18 protein-coding genes are annotated in these 20,494 nt (G+C 43.0%); 11 read left to right on the forward strand and 7 right to left on the reverse strand.

What is annotated here, in order from left to right:
* Window positions 1-14: 14 nt before the first annotated feature.
* The 3 genes from gatB to gatC form a co-directional block, all read right to left on the reverse strand.
* Window positions 15-1,457 carry an Asp-tRNA(Asn)/Glu-tRNA(Gln) amidotransferase subunit GatB gene (gatB, locus tag J3U75_RS02565; RefSeq protein WP_267390356.1) on the reverse strand — a complete coding sequence of 481 codons (1,443 nt, stop codon included), beginning with the start codon at window positions 1,455-1,457 and terminating at the stop codon, window positions 15-17.
* Window positions 1,458-1,472: 15 nt separating this feature from the next.
* Window positions 1,473-2,930 (reverse strand): Asp-tRNA(Asn)/Glu-tRNA(Gln) amidotransferase subunit GatA, encoded by a 1,458-nt coding sequence (gene gatA / locus J3U75_RS02570; protein WP_267390357.1) that lies wholly within the window; start codon window positions 2,928-2,930, stop codon window positions 1,473-1,475.
* 90 nt (window positions 2,931-3,020) lie between these two features.
* Window positions 3,021-3,308, reverse strand: a complete 288-nt coding sequence (gene gatC, locus J3U75_RS02575) for an Asp-tRNA(Asn)/Glu-tRNA(Gln) amidotransferase subunit GatC (RefSeq protein ID WP_267390358.1) — start codon at window positions 3,306-3,308, stop codon at window positions 3,021-3,023.
* A 190-nt stretch (window positions 3,309-3,498) separates the two neighbouring features.
* On the opposite strand from gatC, the gene J3U75_RS02580 reads away from it, so the two are divergent.
* From J3U75_RS02580 to rodA, 5 genes are read left to right on the forward strand one after another with little or no spacing between them, the layout of a single operon-like run.
* The gene (locus J3U75_RS02580) at window positions 3,499-4,536 is read left to right on the forward strand and encodes a rod shape-determining protein (protein WP_037405504.1); all 1,038 of its coding nucleotides are present in this window, start codon (window positions 3,499-3,501) and stop codon (window positions 4,534-4,536) included.
* Window positions 4,537-4,567: 31 nt separating this feature from the next.
* Window positions 4,568-5,458, forward strand: a complete 891-nt coding sequence (gene mreC / locus J3U75_RS02585) for a rod shape-determining protein MreC (protein ID WP_100152611.1) — start codon at window positions 4,568-4,570, stop codon at window positions 5,456-5,458.
* Window positions 5,451-5,948, forward strand: coding sequence for a rod shape-determining protein MreD (mreD, locus tag J3U75_RS02590; protein WP_100140624.1), 498 nt, complete (start codon window positions 5,451-5,453; stop codon window positions 5,946-5,948). The genes mreC and mreD overlap by 8 nt, the downstream gene beginning before the upstream one ends.
* The gene (mrdA, locus tag J3U75_RS02595; RefSeq protein ID WP_100157004.1) at window positions 5,945-7,984 is read left to right on the forward strand and encodes a penicillin-binding protein 2; all 2,040 of its coding nucleotides are present in this window, start codon (window positions 5,945-5,947) and stop codon (window positions 7,982-7,984) included. Before mreD ends, mrdA begins: the two co-directional genes overlap by 4 nt.
* Before the next feature lie 11 nt (window positions 7,985-7,995).
* Window positions 7,996-9,102, forward strand: a complete 1,107-nt coding sequence (gene rodA, locus J3U75_RS02600) for a rod shape-determining protein RodA (protein ID WP_100140622.1) — start codon at window positions 7,996-7,998, stop codon at window positions 9,100-9,102.
* A gap of 122 nt (window positions 9,103-9,224) precedes the next feature.
* On the opposite strand, the gene clpP is transcribed toward rodA, so the two are convergent.
* The 4 genes from clpP to J3U75_RS02620 form a co-directional block, all read right to left on the reverse strand.
* A complete protein-coding gene (gene clpP / locus J3U75_RS02605; protein ID WP_100140621.1) occupies window positions 9,225-9,836 on the reverse strand; it encodes an ATP-dependent Clp endopeptidase proteolytic subunit ClpP in 612 nt (203 codons plus the stop codon).
* Between the two features lie 86 nt (window positions 9,837-9,922).
* Window positions 9,923-11,242: a trigger factor gene (gene tig / locus J3U75_RS02610; RefSeq protein WP_267390361.1), complete on the reverse strand. Its 1,320-nt coding sequence runs from the start codon at window positions 11,240-11,242 to the stop codon at window positions 9,923-9,925.
* Window positions 11,243-11,404: 162 nt separating this feature from the next.
* Window positions 11,405-12,277 carry a DUF1853 family protein gene (locus tag J3U75_RS02615; RefSeq protein WP_267390363.1) on the reverse strand — a complete coding sequence of 291 codons (873 nt, stop codon included), beginning with the start codon at window positions 12,275-12,277 and terminating at the stop codon, window positions 11,405-11,407.
* 40 nt (window positions 12,278-12,317) lie between these two features.
* Window positions 12,318-13,130 carry an RNA methyltransferase gene (locus J3U75_RS02620; RefSeq protein WP_100140618.1) on the reverse strand — a complete coding sequence of 271 codons (813 nt, stop codon included), beginning with the start codon at window positions 13,128-13,130 and terminating at the stop codon, window positions 12,318-12,320.
* A 244-nt stretch (window positions 13,131-13,374) separates the two neighbouring features.
* Here J3U75_RS02620 and J3U75_RS02625 point away from each other — a divergent pair, with 244 nt between their 5' ends.
* From J3U75_RS02625 to J3U75_RS02650, 6 genes are all read left to right on the forward strand, one after another.
* A complete protein-coding gene (locus J3U75_RS02625; RefSeq protein WP_267390364.1) occupies window positions 13,375-14,166 on the forward strand; it encodes an inositol monophosphatase family protein in 792 nt (263 codons plus the stop codon).
* An 84-nt stretch (window positions 14,167-14,250) separates the two neighbouring features.
* On the forward strand, window positions 14,251-14,724 hold the full coding sequence (locus tag J3U75_RS02630) for a copper chaperone PCu(A)C (RefSeq protein WP_267390365.1): 474 nt from the start codon (window positions 14,251-14,253) through the stop codon (window positions 14,722-14,724).
* Between the two features lie 254 nt (window positions 14,725-14,978).
* Window positions 14,979-17,108, forward strand: a complete 2,130-nt coding sequence (locus J3U75_RS02635) for an AsmA family protein (RefSeq protein ID WP_267390366.1) — start codon at window positions 14,979-14,981, stop codon at window positions 17,106-17,108.
* Window positions 17,105-18,670, forward strand: a complete 1,566-nt coding sequence (gene mnmC / locus J3U75_RS02640; protein WP_267390367.1) for an FAD-dependent 5-carboxymethylaminomethyl-2-thiouridine(34) oxidoreductase MnmC — start codon at window positions 17,105-17,107, stop codon at window positions 18,668-18,670. Before J3U75_RS02635 ends, mnmC begins: the two co-directional genes overlap by 4 nt.
* A gap of 202 nt (window positions 18,671-18,872) precedes the next feature.
* On the forward strand, window positions 18,873-19,601 hold the full coding sequence (locus J3U75_RS02645) for a metal ABC transporter ATP-binding protein (protein ID WP_267390368.1): 729 nt from the start codon (window positions 18,873-18,875) through the stop codon (window positions 19,599-19,601).
* 4 nt (window positions 19,602-19,605) lie between these two features.
* Window positions 19,606-20,481, forward strand: coding sequence for a metal ABC transporter permease (locus tag J3U75_RS02650; RefSeq protein ID WP_267390369.1), 876 nt, complete (start codon window positions 19,606-19,608; stop codon window positions 20,479-20,481).
* The last annotated feature ends 13 nt before the right edge of the window (window positions 20,482-20,494 follow it).

Below are 20,494 nucleotides of genomic sequence, written 5' to 3' on the forward strand. Positions count from 1 at the left end.
CTAATCCTTTACGCTTAAGCCAGTTTGCTGCGTAATAAAGTTTGCACCTGCTGCGGGTTGGCTTTGCCGCGTGAAGCTTTCATTACTTGACCTACTAAAGCGTTGAATGCTTTTTCTTTACCTGATTTAAATTCTTCAACAGATTTCTGATTTTTAGCAAGCACTTCCTCGATGATTTGTTCTATAGCGCCGATATCTGTCATTTGTTTCAGGCCATCACGCTCAATAATGGCATCAGCAGACAGATTACTGTCCCACATGGTTTCAAAAACCTGCTTAGCTAATTTGTTACTTAAGGTATTATCTGCAATCCGGTTAGTCAGTCCAGCTAGACGCTCGGCACTGATCGGGCTGGCTGAGATGTCAATTCCGGCTTTATTCAGCGCAGCCGCAAGTTCTCCAAGCATCCAGTTGGCTACAAGTTTGCCATGCCCCTCTATTTTTGCAGCTTGCTCAAACCAGCTGGCCTGAATATGGTTACTGGTTAATAAGCGTGCATCATAGTCAGAAATACCATATTGCTCTATGAAGCGTGCAGCCATTTCTTTTGGTAGCTCAGGCATGGAGGCTTTGGCCGTTTCCAGCATTGTATCTGTAATTACAACCGGCAATAAGTCTGGATCTGGAAAGTAACGGTAGTCATGAGCATCTTCTTTGCTGCGCATTGCACGTGTTTCCCCCTTATTGGGGTCAAACAGGCGAGTCTGCTGAATAACTTTGCCTCCGTCTTCAATCAATTCGATTTGCCGTTCAACCTCGTAATTGATGGCCTGCTCCAGAAAGCGGAAAGAATTCAGATTTTTAATTTCACAGCGTGTTCCGAATTCAGCCTGTCCCTTAGGGCGCACTGATACATTGGCATCAATACGAAATGAACCTTCTGCCATATTGCCATCACAAATATCTAGCCATGTAACTAAGCTATGCATTGCTCTAGCATAGGCAACGGCATCGGCAGCGGAACGCATTTCAGGTTCGGAAACTACCTCTAGCAAAGGTGTACCGGCACGATTTAAATCAATGCCGGTATAGTGTTCGAATTCATCATGTACAGATTTGCCAGCATCTTCTTCCATATGCGCTCTGGTCACGTTGATGATTTTAACTTCATCACCTACTACGATTTCCAGCTGCCCATGCTCTACTATCGGCAAATCTAATTGACTGATCTGATAGCCTTTTGGTAGATCAGGGTAAAAATAGTTTTTCCGGTCAAATACGTTTTTCCTGTTAATTGTGGCATTCAATGCCAAACCAAGCTTGATGGCTTTATTTACCACTTCGCGATTCATTACTGGTAAGGCACCGGGCAAGGCGCAATCTACTACATTTGCCTGAACATTCGGCGCTGCACCAAAAGCAGTAGAAGAACCACTAAAAATTTTGGATTGTGTATTTAGCTGAACATGGATTTCCAGACCGATTACAGTTTCCCAATTCATTCTGTTTTCTTTCAATTCGTATACTGGCTGTTATTGTGCAAATGGTGTTCTGGTATGCCAGTCACTATGTTGCTGTATTTGATGTGCAATTCCAAGCAGGCGGCTTTCGGCGAAATAGTTACCGATGAGCTGTACGCCCACAGGCAGTCCACTGGTGGTTTGACCGGCGGGTAAGGCGATGCCCGGCAATCCAGCTAAGTTAAGTGAGACGGTGTATATATCAGAAAGATACATTTGCACTGGATCGTTACTGTGGCTACTTAGTTTCGGTGCAGCAGTAGGTGCTACCGGAGCCAAGATAATATCGCATTGATTAAGTACAGCTTGAAAGTCGTTGGCAACCATACGACGTAGTTTTTGTGCTTTAAGATAATAGGCATCATAGTAACCATGTGATAATACATAGGTACCAATCATGATGCGCCGTTTTACCTCTTCACCAAAGCCTTCAGCACGGCTTTTACTGTACATTTCATCTAAATTGCTGAATTCTTTTGCTCGGTATCCGTAACGAACACCATCATACCGAGATAAATTGGTACTGGCCTCTGCTGATGCCAAAACGTAATAAGCCGGAATGGATAATTCAGTATGCGGCAAAGAGACATCAATAATTTCTGCCCCTTGTTTTTTCAGTATATTTAATACTTCCTCAATGGATGAATGTACTTGTGAATCAAGCCCTTCTCCAAAAAATTCTCGTGGCAGCCCTATTTTTAAACCCTGAAGCGGACGGTTTAAATCTCGAGTGTAGTCTTCCTTATCACGCTCTATACTGGTGGAATCTCGTTCATCAAAACCGGCCATACTGTTTAGTAGCAAAGCGCAGTCTTCAGCAGTTTGTGCCATTGGGCCGGCCTGATCAAAACTGGAAGCATAAGCCACCATGCCAAAGCGGCTGATGACACCATAAGTAGGTTTCAGACCAGTGATGCCGCAATGAGCTGCCGGTTGACGGATAGAACCACCAGTATCTGAACCTAATGCTGCCGGTGCCAGTCGCGCCGCAACAGCAGCGGCAGAACCACCGGAGGAACCACCAGGAACATGATCATGCTGCCAAGGGTTTTTGGTAATGCCATAATGTGAGGTCTCAGTAGTTGAACCCATGGCAAACTCATCCATATTGGTTCGACCCAGTGTGACCATACCTGCATCCAGCAAATTCTGTACTACAGTGGCGGTATAGGGGGCGGTAAAATTATCCAGCATTTTGCTGGCACACGCGCTGCGCCAGCCTTGCTGGCAAAAAATATCTTTGTAGGCTATGGGTACACCTGTCAATACACTGGCTGAACCTTGTGCCAAACGGTTATCGGCAACTTTGGCCTCTGTAAGAGTACGTTCTTTATCCAGCGTAATATAGGCATTCAGGCTGGGATTATCCGCTGCAATGGCTGCTAGGTATTCCTGTGCCAACTCGCTTGCTGAAGCCTGTTTGCTTTGCAGTAAATCACTGCATTGTTTCAATGTGTAGTTTTTGGGCATGGTGGTCAGATAATGTTCAAACAGTGTGATAAGAAGCTGTCTGTGATAATTTCAAAAATTAAAGATATGGCTTAATTGGCAAATCTGATCTTATTCGATTACTTTAGGTACAAGGTACATATCTTTGCCGACCAAAGGTGCACAAGATTGTATAGCCTGATGCTGATCAGTTTCAGTCACGATGTCATTGCGTAAACGTAATGCGAGTTCATGAGGATGTGCCATCGGTTCAACTTCGTTTGTATCGACTTCCTGCATTTTTTCGACCAGTTCGAATACATGATTAAGTTCTGCCAGCATATTATTTCGCTCAGCTTCTGAAAGACTCAAGCGAGAGAGGCGTGCGAGCTTATCTACATCACTTAGTGTTAAAGCCATCAAAAATCCTTAAATTTGATTTAGCAAAACGAGCAAACTGAGGTATCATTGCGCGTTCTGATTCGGTTTTTACATAGTCAGGAATTATAACCGAAATCCCTATTCTATGGCGCATTGATTTGCTTTGGTTAATGTGTCAAACAACTGCTTTTGCCATACTGATAATTTTAAAGTTCATTAGGACAGCCCCATGTTTCGCTTTTTTACCAAATATTTATCCAATGATCTGGCTATTGATCTTGGTACAGCTAACACTCTGATTTTTATTAAAAATAAAGGCATAGTATTGAACGAGCCATCTGTGGTGGCGGTACAGAACGATACGATAAATGCCAAAAACGGCATGCTGGCTGTGGGAACGGCGGCGAAAAAAATGCTGGGCCGCACACCGGGTAGCATTCAAGCAATCAGACCGATGAAAGATGGTGTGATTGCTGACTTTAATGTTACTGAAAAGATGCTGAAGCAGTTTATAAAAAAAGTGAACAATAGCCGCTTTACTGCTCCACGTATCGTAATCTGTGTACCCTGCGGTTCTACTCAGGTTGAGCGCAAGGCTATTCGTGATTCTGCTCTGGCAGCGGGGGCATCTATCGTAAACCTGATTGAGGAACCGATGGCTGCAGCGATTGGTGCCGGTTTGCCGATCGAAGAACCAACAGGGTCTATGGTGGTGGATATTGGCGGTGGCACTACTGAAGTGGGGGTAATTTCGTTATCCGGCGTGGTGTATTCCCACTCTATCCGTGTGGGTGGTGATGCGTTTGATGATGCCATTATCAATTATGTGCGCCGCAATTATGGCATGTTGATTGGTGAATCAACTGCTGAGGAAATTAAGAAAAATATCGGTTCTGCTTTCCCCGGGATGGAAGTTAAAGAAATTGAAGTTAAAGGACGCAATCTTGCTGAAGGTATTCCGCGCGCCTTTACAATCAGTTCTAATGAAGTGCTAGAAGCGCTGACAGAACCATTAAATCAAATTGTGCAGGCCGTTAAAAATGCTCTGGAACAAACACCTCCGGAATTAGGTGCAGATATTGCCGATCGTGGTCTGGTATTAACCGGCGGCGGTGCTTTGCTGAAAGGGCTTGACCGATTGCTATCAGAAGAAACCGGTCTGCCAGTTATGATTGCAGAGGATCCTCTTACCTGTGTTGCCCGCGGTTCTGGCCATGCGCTAGATATGATTGGTAAGATGAATTCTGTATTTGTATCTAATCCTTAAATGCCGTAATTTTTGTTCAATGTAATTGATAATGGCAGAGCCTTCACTAAATTTTGTTCACAATGGTCTGCGCAGTACCAGTAAACTGGTTGTTCTGTCACTGGTTTCGGTAGTGTTGCTTTTGCTTGATAACCGATATGATGTGGTTAAAATAAGCCGCAATTATATTGCTACGGCTTTGTACCCGTTTCAGTGGCTAGCTATGCAGCCGGTTAACGCTGTTTCCAATGGTATGGTTTTTCTTGAGAAGCAGCAAAATCTGAGCAATGAAAACAGATTATTGAAGGCTCAGAATGCACAATTAAAATTGCAGCTCAGTCAGCACGCAGTAGAGTTAAAGTCTGTGCTTAATCTGAATCAGCTGAATCAGGTGCAAAAAGCAGCTTTGCCACAGGCGCAGGTAGCGCAGATTGTATCAAATGACAGTAATCCGCTTGCTGATAGGTTTATCATTAATAAAGGTAGCCATCATCAGATTCGCATGGGAGATGCAGTAAGTGATGAGCATGGCCTAATCGGACAGATTACTGCAGTTCAGCCTTTAAGTTCGGAGGTTATGCTGATAACCAGTACTAATGCAGTGATTCCGACTATGGTTATGCGCACTGGAGTTCGTACATTGGTTTATGGTCGCTCTGGTAGTTTGGACTTGCGTTATTTTCCGGCTAATGCCAGTTTATTACCCAATGATTTGCTGGTAACGTCTGGAATGGATAGTGTTTATCCAGCAGGTATACCAGTTGCTACCGTCACAAAAGCACAAAGTGGTAATGGTTCGCCCTATTATCGTGCTCAGATTGAGCCGGTGGCACAAATGCGTAGCAGCACATTTGTGCTGGTTATTCCCCAAAAGCATGGGCAGACAGCTCATTATTCTGCTGATGTAGCAGTGACTAACCCAACATCCGCCAATCATGACTGAAGTAGACAGCCTGCACCGCCATACCCGAAAACGGCTTATTGTTTTGAGTCTTGTGGCTGCATTATTTCTAGATTTAATTCCTATTCCCCAGCCACTAGCCGGTTGGCTGCCAGCCTGTACGGCAATGATGACTTTGTACTGGAGCTTACACCGGCCGCAGAATGTTGGTATTGGCATGGCTTTTATACTTGGTCTGATTGTGGATGTTGGTCAGGGTACACCATTTGGTCAGCATGCGCTTGCTTTGATTGCTGCGGTGTATGTAATTGAGCAAAACCGGCACCAGATGCTTGGTTACTCATATGGGTTTCAAGCACTAACCATTTTTGGCAGCTTGATGTTGATGACACTAATTTTGGTAATTGTTCATTTTTTTTCTACGCATCAGTTCACAGGCTGGAATCTTTTTGTTTCACCCTTTATCAGTGCTTTGCTCTGGCCTCTGTTATCTAAATTCATGCTTTATCTCGCCTACTCTAGACGTCTATGAAAGCACTGCAATTTCGAACCAAAAAAAAACGTCCGTCCAAACCGGCTCAATATGGTGATCTGGGATTACGGATTGCAGTAGCATTTATATTAATTATTGTTTGTTTTTGCCTGTTAATTGCACGCTTTGTTTATTTACAGGTTATCAAATATGATGATTATGTTATTGCGGCTACCAATAATCGTATTTCTTTGATTCCTACGCCACCGGTACGCGGTGAAATTGTAGATGTTAATGGTGTAGTGCTGGCCCATAATTATCCCGCATATTCGCTGGAGATTATCCCTAATCAGGTCCCGGGAAAAATTGATGATACTATTAATGCTTTACGCGCTTATGTAGACATCACACCCAGTGATTTGAAACGTTTTGCTAAATTTCGCGCTGATTACCGGTCTTACGATAAAGTTCCTTTAAAACTGAAGCTCACCATGGAAGAAGCCAGCCGCCTTGCAGCTGAACTATATCGGTTTCCGGGTGTGGAAATAAATGCCCGTACTTTTCGGGATTACCCGTATGGTGAGTTACTGGCACATATTGTTGGTTATATCGGCCGTATTAGTGACCGTGATATGGCGGCGCTGGATAAGGCTAATCTTACTAACCTCTACCGTGGTAGCACACATATCGGCAAAATGGGGCTGGAAGAATATTATGAGCGCCAGCTGCACGGTGTGCCTGGATATCGTGAAGTTGAAAAAGATGCTCAGGGTCATATTGTTCGGACAATAAAAACCGTACCAGCCATTCCAGGGCAAACGTTGAGGCTAGGACTGGATATCCGTGTACAGCAGGAAGCCGACCGGTTGATGAGCAATAAACGAGGTGCGTTGGTGGCGATAAATCCGCAGACCGGAGCCATTCTAGCAATGGTATCCAAACCAAGCTACAACCCTAATTTGTTTATTGATGGAATAGACACGGAAACCTGGAAAAGTTTGAATGAAGATTGGCGCCATCCATTATTGAACCGAGCTACACAAGGGATGTACCCACCCGGTTCTACTTTCAAACCCTTTTTGGCTATGGCTGCACTTGAAAGTGGCAAACTAAATCAGAACACCGTCTTGCCTGCCCCTGGTGTCTGGAGTATTCCGGGTTCTACGCATCAGTTTCGTGATGCGGCACGAGGTGGACATGGTTCTGCTAATCTGAGCAAGGCCATTCAGGTATCATCGGATACATTTTTTTACCGGCTGGGCTACGAAATGGGTGTTGACCGTATGTCGCCCTATCTGGCCGAATTTAATCTTGGTAAACAGACCGGTATTGATATTAATCATGAATATGCAGGTGTGTTGCCAACTCGTGCATGGAAAGAGAAAAGATTTGCTCGTTATAAGCCACAGGCACGGGTGTGGCAGCCGGCCGATAGTGTCAGTATGGCCATTGGACAGGGTTACAATGCGTATACACCATTACAAATGGCTTTTGCTACTGCTATTTTGAGTAATGATGGCATTGTTTATCGTCCTCATCTGGTACAGGCTTTACTCGATCATAATTCCCAAAAAATGACCTTGATTGATCCTCAGCCTGTCAGAACTGTGCCATTTAAACGCAGCAATTTTGAATATGTGAAGGACGCAATGCAAAAAGTATTGAAGCCGGGTGGGACTGCTGCTGCAATCGGCTCTGGTCTGGGTTATACCATGGGAGGTAAAACGGGGACGGCACAAGTGGTACAGATTAAGCAAGGTGCTCGTTATAATGCTGCAGCACTAAAAATGCAGTTACGTGACCATGCTTGGTTTATTGCTTTTGCGCCGGCTGACAAACCTCAGATAGCTATAGCTGTAATTCTTGAAAATAATGGCTGGGGAGCAACGGCTGCACCATTGGCTCGACAGCTGGCCGATTTTTATCTGTTGAAACTCAAAAATCTTCCTAGCGCAGGTGTGGCCAGCAATGCTTCTGATTTGCCGGTAAATGATTTATCCAATAATGCCATGATGGATGCGCAACAGCATGATGAGCATAATCAGGCTGCTTTGCCACCATTACTACGTGCCTATCGTCCACAGTCAGGCTTGTGAGATGAATAAATATGATTAATGAGAAGCAATGGTTGAAACGTATCTGGTATAAGCTCTGGGCACCGATGGATGTGTGGCTGTTTTATGCTATGTTGATAATCTATGTCATGAGTTTATTTCTACTTTACTCGGCAGATGGACAAGATTTTGGCCAGCTGGAAAATAAAACCCTGCATACTATTCTTAGTTTTATTTTATTATGGCTGATTGCACGAACTCCACCGCAGATATTAAGTAATTTTGCGTTACCCCTTTATGGTTTAGGTATATTACTTTTGGTGGGTGTGCATTTTGCTGGTATCACAGTAAATGGTTCTACTCGCTGGCTAAATATTGGGATAGGACGAATCCAGCCCTCAGAAATCATGAAAATAGCTGTACCAATGCTGATTGCATGGTATTTCCAGAAAAATGAAAGTAATATTCGCTGGTATCACTATATTATTGCCTTTGTGCTGATATTTATCCCTGTAGCACTGATTTTGAAACAGCCTGATTTAGGTACTGCCACTTTGATTATGGCCTCCGGCTTGTTTGTTATATTTTTTGCTGGTTTACCGTGGAAAGTTATTATTACTGCGATTATCGGGTTTGTGGCTATGCTGCCTATAATTTGGAATTATGGGATGCATGATTATCAGCGTATGAGGGTACTGACTTTGCTTGACCCTACTAAAGATCGTCTTGGTGCTGGTTATCATATCCTGCAATCGATGACGGCTATTGGATCAGGAGGAATCTGGGGAAAAGGTTGGCTCGAAGGAACTCAGACACATCTTGATTATATTCCTGAATCCACAACTGACTTCATTTTTGCAGTTTTTGGAGAAGAGTTTGGTCTGATTGGCAATATTCTGCTAGTGAGTGTATATACATTTATTTTGGTGCGCGGTTTATATATTACGCTTAAAGCACCTACTTTGTATTGCCGTACTTTAGCTGGTGCACTGACTATGACATTATTTTGCTATGCATTCGTTAATATGGGCATGGTTAGTGGTATTCTGCCAGTGGTGGGAGTGCCTTTGCCATTGGTAAGCTATGGTGGTACTGCTACTTTATCAGTAATGGTGATACTGGCGATGCTAATGGGTATTAGTAATCAACGTAAAAGCTGACTTCAGCTCGAATAATTTATACTGATAGGTATTGTGAAAAAATATAAAATCGAAACCAATTTTTGGTTTCGATTTTATATTGATTTAAAGCTTGCTCTTAGTTAATTAAGCATCAGGAATGTTTATTTGGGGCGATGAACCAGTACTTCATCAATTAATCCGTATTTCTGTGCTTCTTCTGCTGACATAAAATTATCACGGTCTGTATCTTTTTCAATTTGTGCCAGTTTTTGGCCAGTATGACGAGCCAAATGTTCGTTTAACTGTTTTTTCAGTTTGAGTAATTCACGCGCATGAATTTCGATATCAGATGCTTGTCCACCTAAGCCGCCGCTGATGAGAGGTTGGTGAATCATTACACGGCTGTTTGGCAATGCGAAGCGTTTACCTTTAGCTCCGGCAGATAAAAGGAAAGCTCCCATACTTGCAGCCTGACCCAAGCATAAAGTAGCTACATCTGGTTTAATAAAATTCATGGTATCAAAAATAGACATACCGGCAGTGACAGACCCACCCGGTGAATTAATATAGAGAGAAATATCTTTATCGGGATTTTCGCTTTCCAAAAATAATAACTGCGCTACGATCAGATTGGCGGTTTCGTCTGTAACAGGCCCTACCATGAATACAATCCGCTCTTTAAGTAAACGTGAATAGATATCGTATGCGCGTTCACCACGGCCGCTTTGTTCGACCACCATGGGTACGAGACCAAGATTCTGTATATGTGACATGTTTTTTCCTCAATAGAAATAAAAGCACCCAAGCAGCTTCTCAACTACTTTGGTGCTTTTGGTCATTTATTCAATGTTTGCTATGTTTAGGCCTGTGCCTGCTGTCCCATTACTTCATCAAAAGTAAGCACTTTATCGCTAACTTTGGCTTTACTGAGGACATAGTCTACAACATTTTGTTCGATAGCCAGAGAAGTTGGCACTTGCAGATTTTTTTTGTCGCTATAGTACCAATCAATAACTTCCTGTGGATCTTCATAGCTGTCGGCGAACTCATTGATAACTTTACGTACCTGTTCTTCGCTTGGCTCCAGTTTTTCTTCGCGTATCAATTCGCCCATAATCAGGCTAATGGCTACTCGGCGACTAGCTTGTTCATTAAACATGTCAAGCGGCAAGTCCAAATCTTTTTGATCCATACCCTGCGCGGCAAAATTTTCTTTCATGCGTGCTGCCATGCTTTTAGCTTCTTCGGTAATCATAGAAGTAGGTACTTCAATAGGTGTAGAGGCCAGCAAAGCGTTAATAGCGCTATCTTTTGTCATTTCACTAACGCGACGGTTTACTTCTCGGCTGACATTTTTTTTGATTTCAGCACGCATTTTTTCTACGTCGCCGTCTTCAATGCCCAGTGATTTGGCAAATTCTTCATTTACTTCCGGCAGAACAGCTTCAGAAACATTTTTTAGAGTAATGGTAAAAATAGCTGTTTTACCAGCGAGCTCTTTGCTCTGGTAATCTTCTGGAAAGGTAACTGATACTTCTTTTACATCACCTTCTTTCATACCGGCAATACCTGTTTCGAAGTCAGGCAGCATCTGGCCTTTCCCTAGTAAGAACGGATAGTTTTCAGCAGATCCTCCAGCAAAAGCCTCTCCATCAATTTTGCCGGCAAAATCAATGATTACCCGGTCTCCAATTTGTGCTTCCCGTTCTACGTGATTAAAACGGGTACGCTGCTGGCGCAAGATGTCAATTGTTTTATCGATTTCTGTATCACCGATTTCAGTACTGAATTTGGTGACTTCCTGAGAAGTTAAATCGCCGATTTTGATTTCTGGAAATTCTTCATACACTACAGCAATTTTGTAGAATTTTTCATCGTCCTGATCTTCATCTTCCAAAGCGGTGAGGCTTTTCAGGCCTGCTACTTTGAGTTTTTCAGCTACAATGAGGTCTTCGAAAGCTTTATGGGTCATTTCGTTCAGCACTTCATCGCGAATGCCATAGCCATACATGGAATCAATAATTCGCAGTGGTGCTTTACCAGGGCGAAAGCCATCAACGCGAGCACGTTTCTGTGCCACTTTCATTCGTGCATTGACTTTTGCCCGGATGTCTTCCCAGTTCAGAGCCAAAATAATTTTACGCTCTAAATTATCTAATTTTTCTACTGTTACGCTCATCGTTAACCCTTAGATGTCAGTTAATCTGATTTGTTTGATTTGTCTTCAGGCACTGCCTGGGCTGTCAGTACCCGGCATTCTTTCATGCAGACAAAATTAAATCGCAAGTTTACCATAAGCCTTTATAAAAGCCTATGTAATGTCCGAGACACTTGCAGTAATTTATGGTTGCACAGGATTTTTGTCTTTTTTCATGATTCTTTCTGTTTCGTGCCAGTAACCATCTTCATGCTTTTGTACTATTGCTATGATACCCTGCTTTATTTGTTTAATCTGATCAAAATTCACGATTGCATTGCTGCTAAGGCGTGCTGGTGATAGTAAAGATAAATGATTGAGAAGATAAAAGCGAGAGTCTTCCAGAGCTTCCAAAACAGACCAGTCTTCGATGTATCGCCCCTGCCAGCATAAAGGATTTATTGGTATGTGAAAATGTGTGTTGCCCGTAGGGGTAAAGAGCATGCCTCGGATTATACTGGCTTGCCGGAGCTCTTCTGGTTGCACAGATAACTTTGCCAGCGATTTTTTGGCTTCTAGACTTGTGCTCAATGCTAGCTGCTGTATGATTTTATCCCTTTTGTTTTTCAGCAGATCTGACTGATTCAGGCCATTAAAGCTTTCCAGTTCATTTGAATAACTACCATAATATTTACACGCCAATTCCAGATGATATTTCTGATTATTCAGCTGTACGATGAAATCCATGGCTCCCGCTGTACGCTGCTTATCCATCACTGTCAGATTATGGGCAATGAGCTGGCTATGAGGGGCATTTAAAAACCAGTATTGCAATAATTTTTCTGCGTATATACCCAGATGGGATTGGTAACCACTGTGTCTTTTCAGGAATAAATATAAATCCTCGGGATGTTTATCAAGAGCGAGTAAAAACCGAAAGCCATCATCCCCAAGTAATTGGGAAATAGGCAATTCTACGGTAGAAATCCATGGTGATGGAGCGGTTAGTAAACTAGCCAAATCGCGTACAATGGTTTTTTTTAACCGCCACCAGATGGGATCAGAAGCATAATTCATGAGTAGTGCTTTCTCCTTTATAAACATGATTTATTGAAAGTTAATCTTGCTTTTTCTGAATTTGCTGGTTAATGGTGTTATAAAAGCCACGTAAGATGTCAATATCTTCGGTACTGAGTTGCGCTCGGTCAAACATGGCAGCCATACGGCGCATTAACCTTGTTTCATTACGCCGGTTAAAGAATCCGGCTTTATCCATTACCTGACGTAGATGTGCCACCATATCATGTGTTTGTTGATGTGTGGCCAGATTTTTTGGCTGTATCAAATGGGCCATACTGCTGTTTACGTGGCTGAATAATTCATAACAGATTACCTGTACGGCTTGAGCTAGATTTAGTGAAAAATATTCAGGATTACCGTTGATGGTAATTAGGCGATTGCAGCTTTGTACTTCCTCAATACTTAGTCCATAAGTTTCATTACCGAATACTAATGCAATTTTTTGCCCAGCTCTGGCTGTATCCAGTAATGAAGGCATAATTTCGCGTGGTGTGTACAAAGGAGCTGTCAGCTCACGCCGCCGACTGGTAAGGGCACAAGATAATGTGGTATCAGCCAGAGCTTCATTAAGTGTGGCTACTACGTGTGCGTTTTCCAGCACATCTTTTGCTCCAGATGCAAGAATAAAGCTTTCTTCCGGTAAAGCAAATGTGTCTGGATTGGTACTGTCGAATACTGGAGGCTGCGTTGTCATGGGAGTTTGCATCAGATTTGGTGCGACCAGTGTCAGGTTGGTGAGCCCCATGGTTTTCATGGCACGTGCTGCGGAACCAATATTTGCCGGATGGCTGGTACGTGTGAGTACTACAAGTATGTTACTTAAAAAATCGGGAAGTACGGGTTTGTTCATGTTTAATATTAAATCTGGGGAAGAGCTCAGAAATAGCAGAATGCTGATATATCCAGCATATTATAGCAAAATGAGTTTATATATTCTGTATATGAAAGTAGCCGGTTTTGGAAAAAGCAATTTTGCCGTATAATTAATTTCTCTATTCCATTGCCGCTATGTTGTTTTAATGCGGCATTTGTTCTTTAAAACACGTCTTTTCTATCTGTTTGAAGCTTTTATCAGCCATATCACGAGAATGAGCATGAATCCTATTTTGACTACTGCCTGGAAAGCAGCGCGTAAAGCCGGCCAGATGATGCATCGCGCCAGCAGCAATTTAAATAATATTAAAATTGACAATAAAGCTGCTAACGATTTTGTTTCTGATGTTGATCGTGAGGCGGAACGAATTATTGTTAGCACTATTCAGGAAGTATATCCCCAGCATGCTATTCTGAGTGAAGAAGCCGGCCAGCTGGGAAATATTCATGCTGAGTATCAGTGGATTATTGATCCTCTGGATGGAACTACGAATTATTTGCATGGACATAAGCAATATGCTATTTCTATGGCGCTATTGCACAAGGGAACATTGGCTGAAGCACTGGTTTATGCTCCAGAGCACAATGATCTATATGTTGCCAGCCGTGGGCAAGGTGCGCTACTAAATGACAAACGTATTAGAGTAAGTGGTCGTATTGACTTGCTGCGCAGTCTGATTGCTACCGGATTTCCGGTGGTTGATCAAAGTATGATGAATACTTACCTAGCCATTTTAAAAGATGTGCTGGCTAAAACAGCCGGTGCACGTCGTGAAGGTTCGGCCGCATTGGATTTATGTAATGTAGCCTGTGGCCGTGTGGATGGTTTTTTTGAATTTAATCTTAAACCTTGGGATGTTGCCGGCGGTGCTCTGATTGTTCAGGAAGCTGGTGGGATTGTTACCGATATGCAAGGTGAGCAGGCATGGCTGGACAGTGGTGATATTGTAGCTGCCAATCCGAAAATTCTGGCTCAATTATTGCAGATTTTTGCACCTCATTTGGCGGTATAATGTAAGTAAGTTGTGATGGTTTAGGCTAATTCTGGTTAAATCATCACAAACAAAATTACTGTGAAATTTGCTGAAGGCGATAACATGAAAAAACTACTGTTTACTGCATTATTAGCTTCTTATGCTAGCCTGCTGATGGCTAAGGGCATTGAAGCAAATAATGCTTGGGTTCGTTTTAGTGTGCCTGGCATGTCATCCAGTGGTGTATTTATGGATCTGGATAATCAATCCGGCAGGGATGATATATTGCTTAGCGCTTCGACACCGGTGGCGATGTCTGCTGAAGTGCATGAAACGGTAGAAACTGACGGTGTGATGAAAATGCGTTCTTTGCCCAAAGGTTTGCCTTTACCTGCTGGCAAAGTGACACATTTACAGCCAGGGAAAATGCATATTATGCTGATGGGTTTAAAAAAACCATTGGCTAAAGATACTACTATTCCAGTGCGATTGACTTTCCGTCATGCACGCCCCCTTATTCTGAATGTGCCTGTTGCTATAGGACCCGCTTCTGCTGATATAAGCCAAACTGAAAATTCTCATCATATGCATCATTAAAATAATCTGTGTCTTAAATTAAATGACGGGCAAGTAAATTTTAAACAGAATTAATTTATTAACTCTGTTTTCAGATGCGGACTGATATAAGTATTTTTATATGGACTTAATCCACGCTTTTGTAAGGCTTGGATTGTTTTCTATTGTAACGGTTATTTCAGAATGGATTTGTTTTGAAGCCGACAAATCCATATTCTGAAACAATTTTAAATTAATTTTTTATGATTTCATTATTGCATTCAGGCAAATTTTGGTTGAAATTGCTGGTTTTTGGCTGCCTGAGCATATTTTTACTATTGGCCATTGATATGGCTGTGTTGCATTATTTGTTTAATGCTAAAGAAATTAATAAACGTGCTAATGAGTTTGTGGCCGATAGTGGCAGACAAGTTTTTTTTGATGCAGATATCAGCCGTTCTATGTTTCCGCGCCCTACTGTGACATTACATCAGGTGCAGGTTAAAAATGTTGCCACTAAAAAAAATGACATTAATGTAGGCGAGATGAAAATCGGCTTGGGCTGGCAAAGTTTCTTTGGCCGCATGACAATTGAAAAGTTGCAGCTTAACGATGCAAGTATCAATCTGGTACGCGGTAGTAACGGCCAGTGGAATCTGGCTGATTTATGGCAGAAAGCATATTCGGGTAAACGTTTACATATAAACCGGCTGATACTAGAAAACGCTAAATTTAATATTCAAGACGATCAGAACTTACAGTATATTAAGCAGATGAATCTTCAATGGCGTAATCTTGGCAGCTCCAGTGCACTGCAACTGGAGGGAATTTTAGGAGGCCAAGATATGCAAACTCTGCATTGCAAGCTCAATGCTGTTTATCATCCTGATGCTGTGATGCAGTGGAAAGATGTTAATCTGGAAATAGATACGAAAGTCTCTGTTTTGGGTAAGAGTAACGGCCAGTGGCATTTTGATGCACGCTGGTTGCCACAGCAGCAGTTATTGCAGACAGCTGCTGTGCAATGGCAGTGGCATAGTCAGCGTAATCAGTTGCATGTGACCGGCAATGGGCAAAACTGGCAGGTAGGCTGGGCTAAACTGTTTTTACCACAATTAAATGGTGTTGCTACAGCTCAGATTGGTGATAATGCGATTAATGCCACGGTGTCTTCCACCAATACCAGCTGGTTGCAGAATCACTGGTTTTTACCTCAGTTTCAGATTGACAGCGGTTGGCAAAGCCATTTGTTCCAGACCGCGCTTACTGTCAGCGGTCAGCTATCATGGTTGGATATGCGCCACTGGAAAATTGACAATTTTTCGGTGAATAGCCACCAGGATACTGTCAATGCCCTACCCAACTCCCGTTTCATCAGTGATTTATCTGGCAGTGTTCAGGGCGACGATGCCGGCAACGGTCAGCTTAATCTGCAAGGCCAGTTTGATAATCAGCCTGTCAGCATTTCTCTTGACTATCAACATGATAAACAGCAAGCAAAAATAAACGGAAGCATTCATCTGGCACAGTTAAATTTACGCCCTTATGCAGATAACAGTACTAGTTTGCTCCCGCCAGACTGGCAACAGTTATGGTATCGCTGGTTTAGGAAACGGTCGCTTACGGCACAACTATCCATTGATTCTCTGCTCACACCAACGGTAGTTGTGAATCAGTTTAAAACTCAGTTGTCTCTAAATGCACGTACATTGAATTTGGACCCTATCAGTTTAAATATGTATGGTGGCAATACTGATGGATTGTTGCAGGTGACTAATTCTAATCCTTTAAGCTGGAAAGCACGGCAACATGCACGTGGTGTGCAAATGAAATCATTTTTACAAGATACATTTGGTTTGCATAATCTTGATGGTGAAGGCGATGCAGACTTTGATTTCCATGGAACAGGTGTCAACCGTCAGCAATGGCTTTCCAGTCTTTCGGGTCAGGCGGATATCCATATTCGTCAAGGTGTGTGGAACGGTATTGATATTAATAATATTCTGCAAAATAGTGACAGTCAGACAACTGTAGCTTACAACGAAACTAGCCAAACGCCTTTTCGCTATATTCGCTTGCAGATTCCATTGAGTAATGGAAATACCAGAAGTAGCCGTATGGAACTACATGCTGATAATTTTGATATCAAGGGTACTGGTGATGTGAAGTGGTTACAACAACAGATGGATTATAATGTTCTGATTGCCACTCGACGAGCACAACAACAGACTTTACTGCCGTTACGTATTAACGGTACGTTTACTAGACCCTCATTCTCCATAGATTATCAAAAACTTACTGCTGGTTTACATACTTCTCAGCAAAAGCAGAATAGTCTGCGGCAGACGTTGCAACAGCAATGGCTCTGGCTAAATCAGGGTAGCGGTGCATCAGCTGAGCATAATGAAACTGTACGGCTGCCATGAGTGCTTATGTCTTCCATAATTGGCCACAGCCAGATGAGCTGGCTCAGCAGTTGGGAAATGATGAGCAGGCTGAGGTTATAGTTGTAGCCGAAAGCTGGCCGAAGACATTATTGGCTACCTCAGCCTCTGGGCAAGCGATAGTGAGGTTTTGGACTCAGGCAAGATTATTCTGGCAACAGCAACCGGTATTCAGCTATCCATTTCGAGCGGCAGGTAAATTCCTTCTGATTCGGCCTCAAGAATATAAGCACTGGGTGCAGTTTTACTCGGGTTTTTCACACGATAAGGCTGACATTGGTGTTAGTGGTTTTAAACCTTGGCTAACATTGCCTCCCACTCTAGCAGTTAAATCTGTAGTGGTAATCGGTGCCGGTATTTCTGGAGCTGCCACTGCTTTTGCTCTTGCCAAACGGGGGATTGCGGTCACAGTAATTGAACAACATGCCTTCGCCAGTGCTGCCTCTGGCAACTATCTCGGGCTGTTGTATGCCAAAATTTCTCCCAATTATACTGTGCAGACAGAGTTGTTGCTGGCAGGCTATGGATTTAGCCGTAGCCTGCTTCAAAATAGTTTGCCAGTGGGTCAAGGCTGGCTAGACTGTGGTGTACTCCATTTGAATTACAATGATGCTGAAAAAAATCGCAATGGATTATTAGCTTCGCAAAATCCTGATAATGCTTTGTTTCGATCTATCACGCAGACTCAGGCTGGTGATATTGCCGGTATGGAATTACCTTCAGGGGGATTATGGTGGCCATTTGGTGCTGCCATCAATCCTTATAGCTGGGTTGATGCTTTGCTTAGACAACCTATAATTGAGGTGTTGACTGCAACTAAAGTTACAAGTGTTGCGTATCAGAATAATGGCTGGCAAATTGTTTGTCAGAATATGAATCGATCATTCACTTTGGAAGCATCCCATGTAGTTATCTGTGCCGGAGCGGACAGTGATACGCTCTTTCCAGTTGCTGGCTGGCCATTGCATAAAATCAGAGGACAAACTACCACAGCTTGTTTTAGAACTGATGTTATAAAACCAACCTGTGCGCTAAGTGGAAATAGCTATATTACCCCCGCATGGCAGGATAAACTTTGTTTTGGTGCCACTTTTCATCCGAACAATACCGATAACAGCCTAAATGAAGAGGATGAAAATGTTAACTGGCAGCAATTGCGCCGCTGGCTACCACATCTCGCAGCAAATCTGAATCCGAATGCAAAACCACAGGGACATGCGGCTATACGCTGTGATGCATTTGATCATTTGCCTTTGGCTGGGCCTGTGGGCAATGCAGAGGCGATGCTGCAACAGTATGCCCGCTTGCGTTTGGACAAAAATTATCGGCTTAATCAACCTTGTCCATGGCAGCCAGGTATGTTTATTAATACAGCTCATGGCAGCCGAGGTTTGCTGACAGCGCCTTTATGTGCCGAAGCAATTGCTGCTGCCATACTAGGTTTGCCCTCTCCTTTATCTGTGCGGCTGCAACAAGCTTTGCATCCCAACCGCTTGCCCATTAGAGCGCTAACACATCATTTATCATTTCCTTTGACTGCTTAAAATTTCTCATTTTGCTAAAACTTTATAGTATAGGTATGATGAATGTAATGTTATACTATAACATTAAATTGTCATTGGGCTGATCCGGTAGAGGCATCACAATGTTTTCACTTTTGCTATGCGGTGTGGGTAAACGGTTGATGGGTGTGGGCGTTATTTTGGCTTTGATGTGGTTGATGTATGCATGGGCAGTGAGTGCATCATGAGTATTCAGGTAGACAATGTCACGGTTAGTTATCGCCAGCGACCAGCTATCCATCATCTCAGCATTGATTTTAAACCAAATGAAATGTGGGCAATATTCGGCCCTAATGGAGCGGGTAAATCCACGTTGCTCAAAGCCATTATGGGGCTAGTACGACCCGATAGTGGTGAAATTTACTGGCAGCATTTACAGCGCTCTGATATAGCTTACCTGCCTCAGCAGTCGGATATTGACCGCAGTCAGCCTATGAGTGTGTTTGAACTAGTTGCAATGGGGTTATGGTATGAAACTGGTTTCTTTGCGGGTATCAGTAAATCTATGCATCAGCGGATTATTGCAGTATTAACTCAAGTTGGTATGCTGCAATATCAGGCACGCAGTATCGCTCAGTTGTCTAACGGCCAGTTTCAACGAGTATTACTGGCACGCATGTTGATTCAGAATGCTCGTGTTTTGTTGCTTGATGAACCATTTAACGCAGTTGATGCTGCTACAACTTTTGCTTTGTTGGATATTTTGAAAGCATACCAGCAGCAGAAGCAATGTACGGTGATTACGGTTTTGCATGATTATGAGCAGGTGCAGGCGTATTTCCCCTACACTTTGTTAATTGCTCGGGAAAAAATTGCAGCGGGTAAAACGGATCATGTATTGACTGAACAATATCTGCAACAGGCGGCCGCAGCAATGCAGCAATACGAACAGGATCAGTGGTGTAACAGGTAAATTAATGAATATGGCCTATTTACTCTTTCAGCCTTTTGCTGATTACGATTTTATGCGTTATGCATTATGTTCAATTGTATTTCTGGCTTTAGGTACTGCGCCGGTTGGGGTTTTTTTGATGATGCGGCGTATGAGTCTGGTTGGGGATGCGCTTGGGCATGCTATTTTACCGGGTGCAGCAGCCGGCTATATGCTAGCTGGCTTAAGTTTACCAGCAATGAGTTTAGGCGGGCTTATTGCTGGCCTGTTGATGGCATTGCTGGCCGGTTTGGCCAGCCGATTTGCCAATGTGCGCGAGGATGCCAGCTTTGCCGCTTTTTTTCTTACCTGTTTGGCCTTAGGTGTGGTGTTGGTGAGCCGTGGCGGAAACAGTGTTGATTTATTGAACTTACTCTTTGGTTCGATTTTATCAGTCGATAAGTCAGCGCTGACGCTGGTGGCGATAGTGAGCAGTATATCAATGCTGGTATTGGCCGTGATATATCGCCCGCTAATGCTGGAAAGCATAGATCCACTTTTTCTACGTGCTGTGAACGGTAAAGGCACGCTTTGGCACATTATTTTTTTAATACTGGTTGTGATGAATCTAGTTGCTGGATTTCAGGCTTTAGGAACACTGATGTCTGTAGGTTTAATGATGTTGCCCGCTATCAGTGCCCGTTTGTGGCAGAAATCTATGGGCGGTATTCTGATGATAGCAGCTATTATTGCTGTGTTGTGTGGCTATATAGGTCTGCTATTGTCTTTCTATATTGATTTACCATCTGGGCCGGCTATTATTCTGTGCTGTGGTCTGGTTTATATACTGTCATTATTTGTTGGCAGTGAAAGCGGTATTCTATGGCGAGTCTATAAACGTCAGCGACACCATGTTGCTTAGAGATAATTTTTGC

It is taken from the genome of Snodgrassella sp. B3088 (assembly GCF_026535815.1).
Classification (GTDB): Bacteria; Pseudomonadota; Gammaproteobacteria; order Burkholderiales; family Neisseriaceae; genus Snodgrassella; species Snodgrassella alvi_E.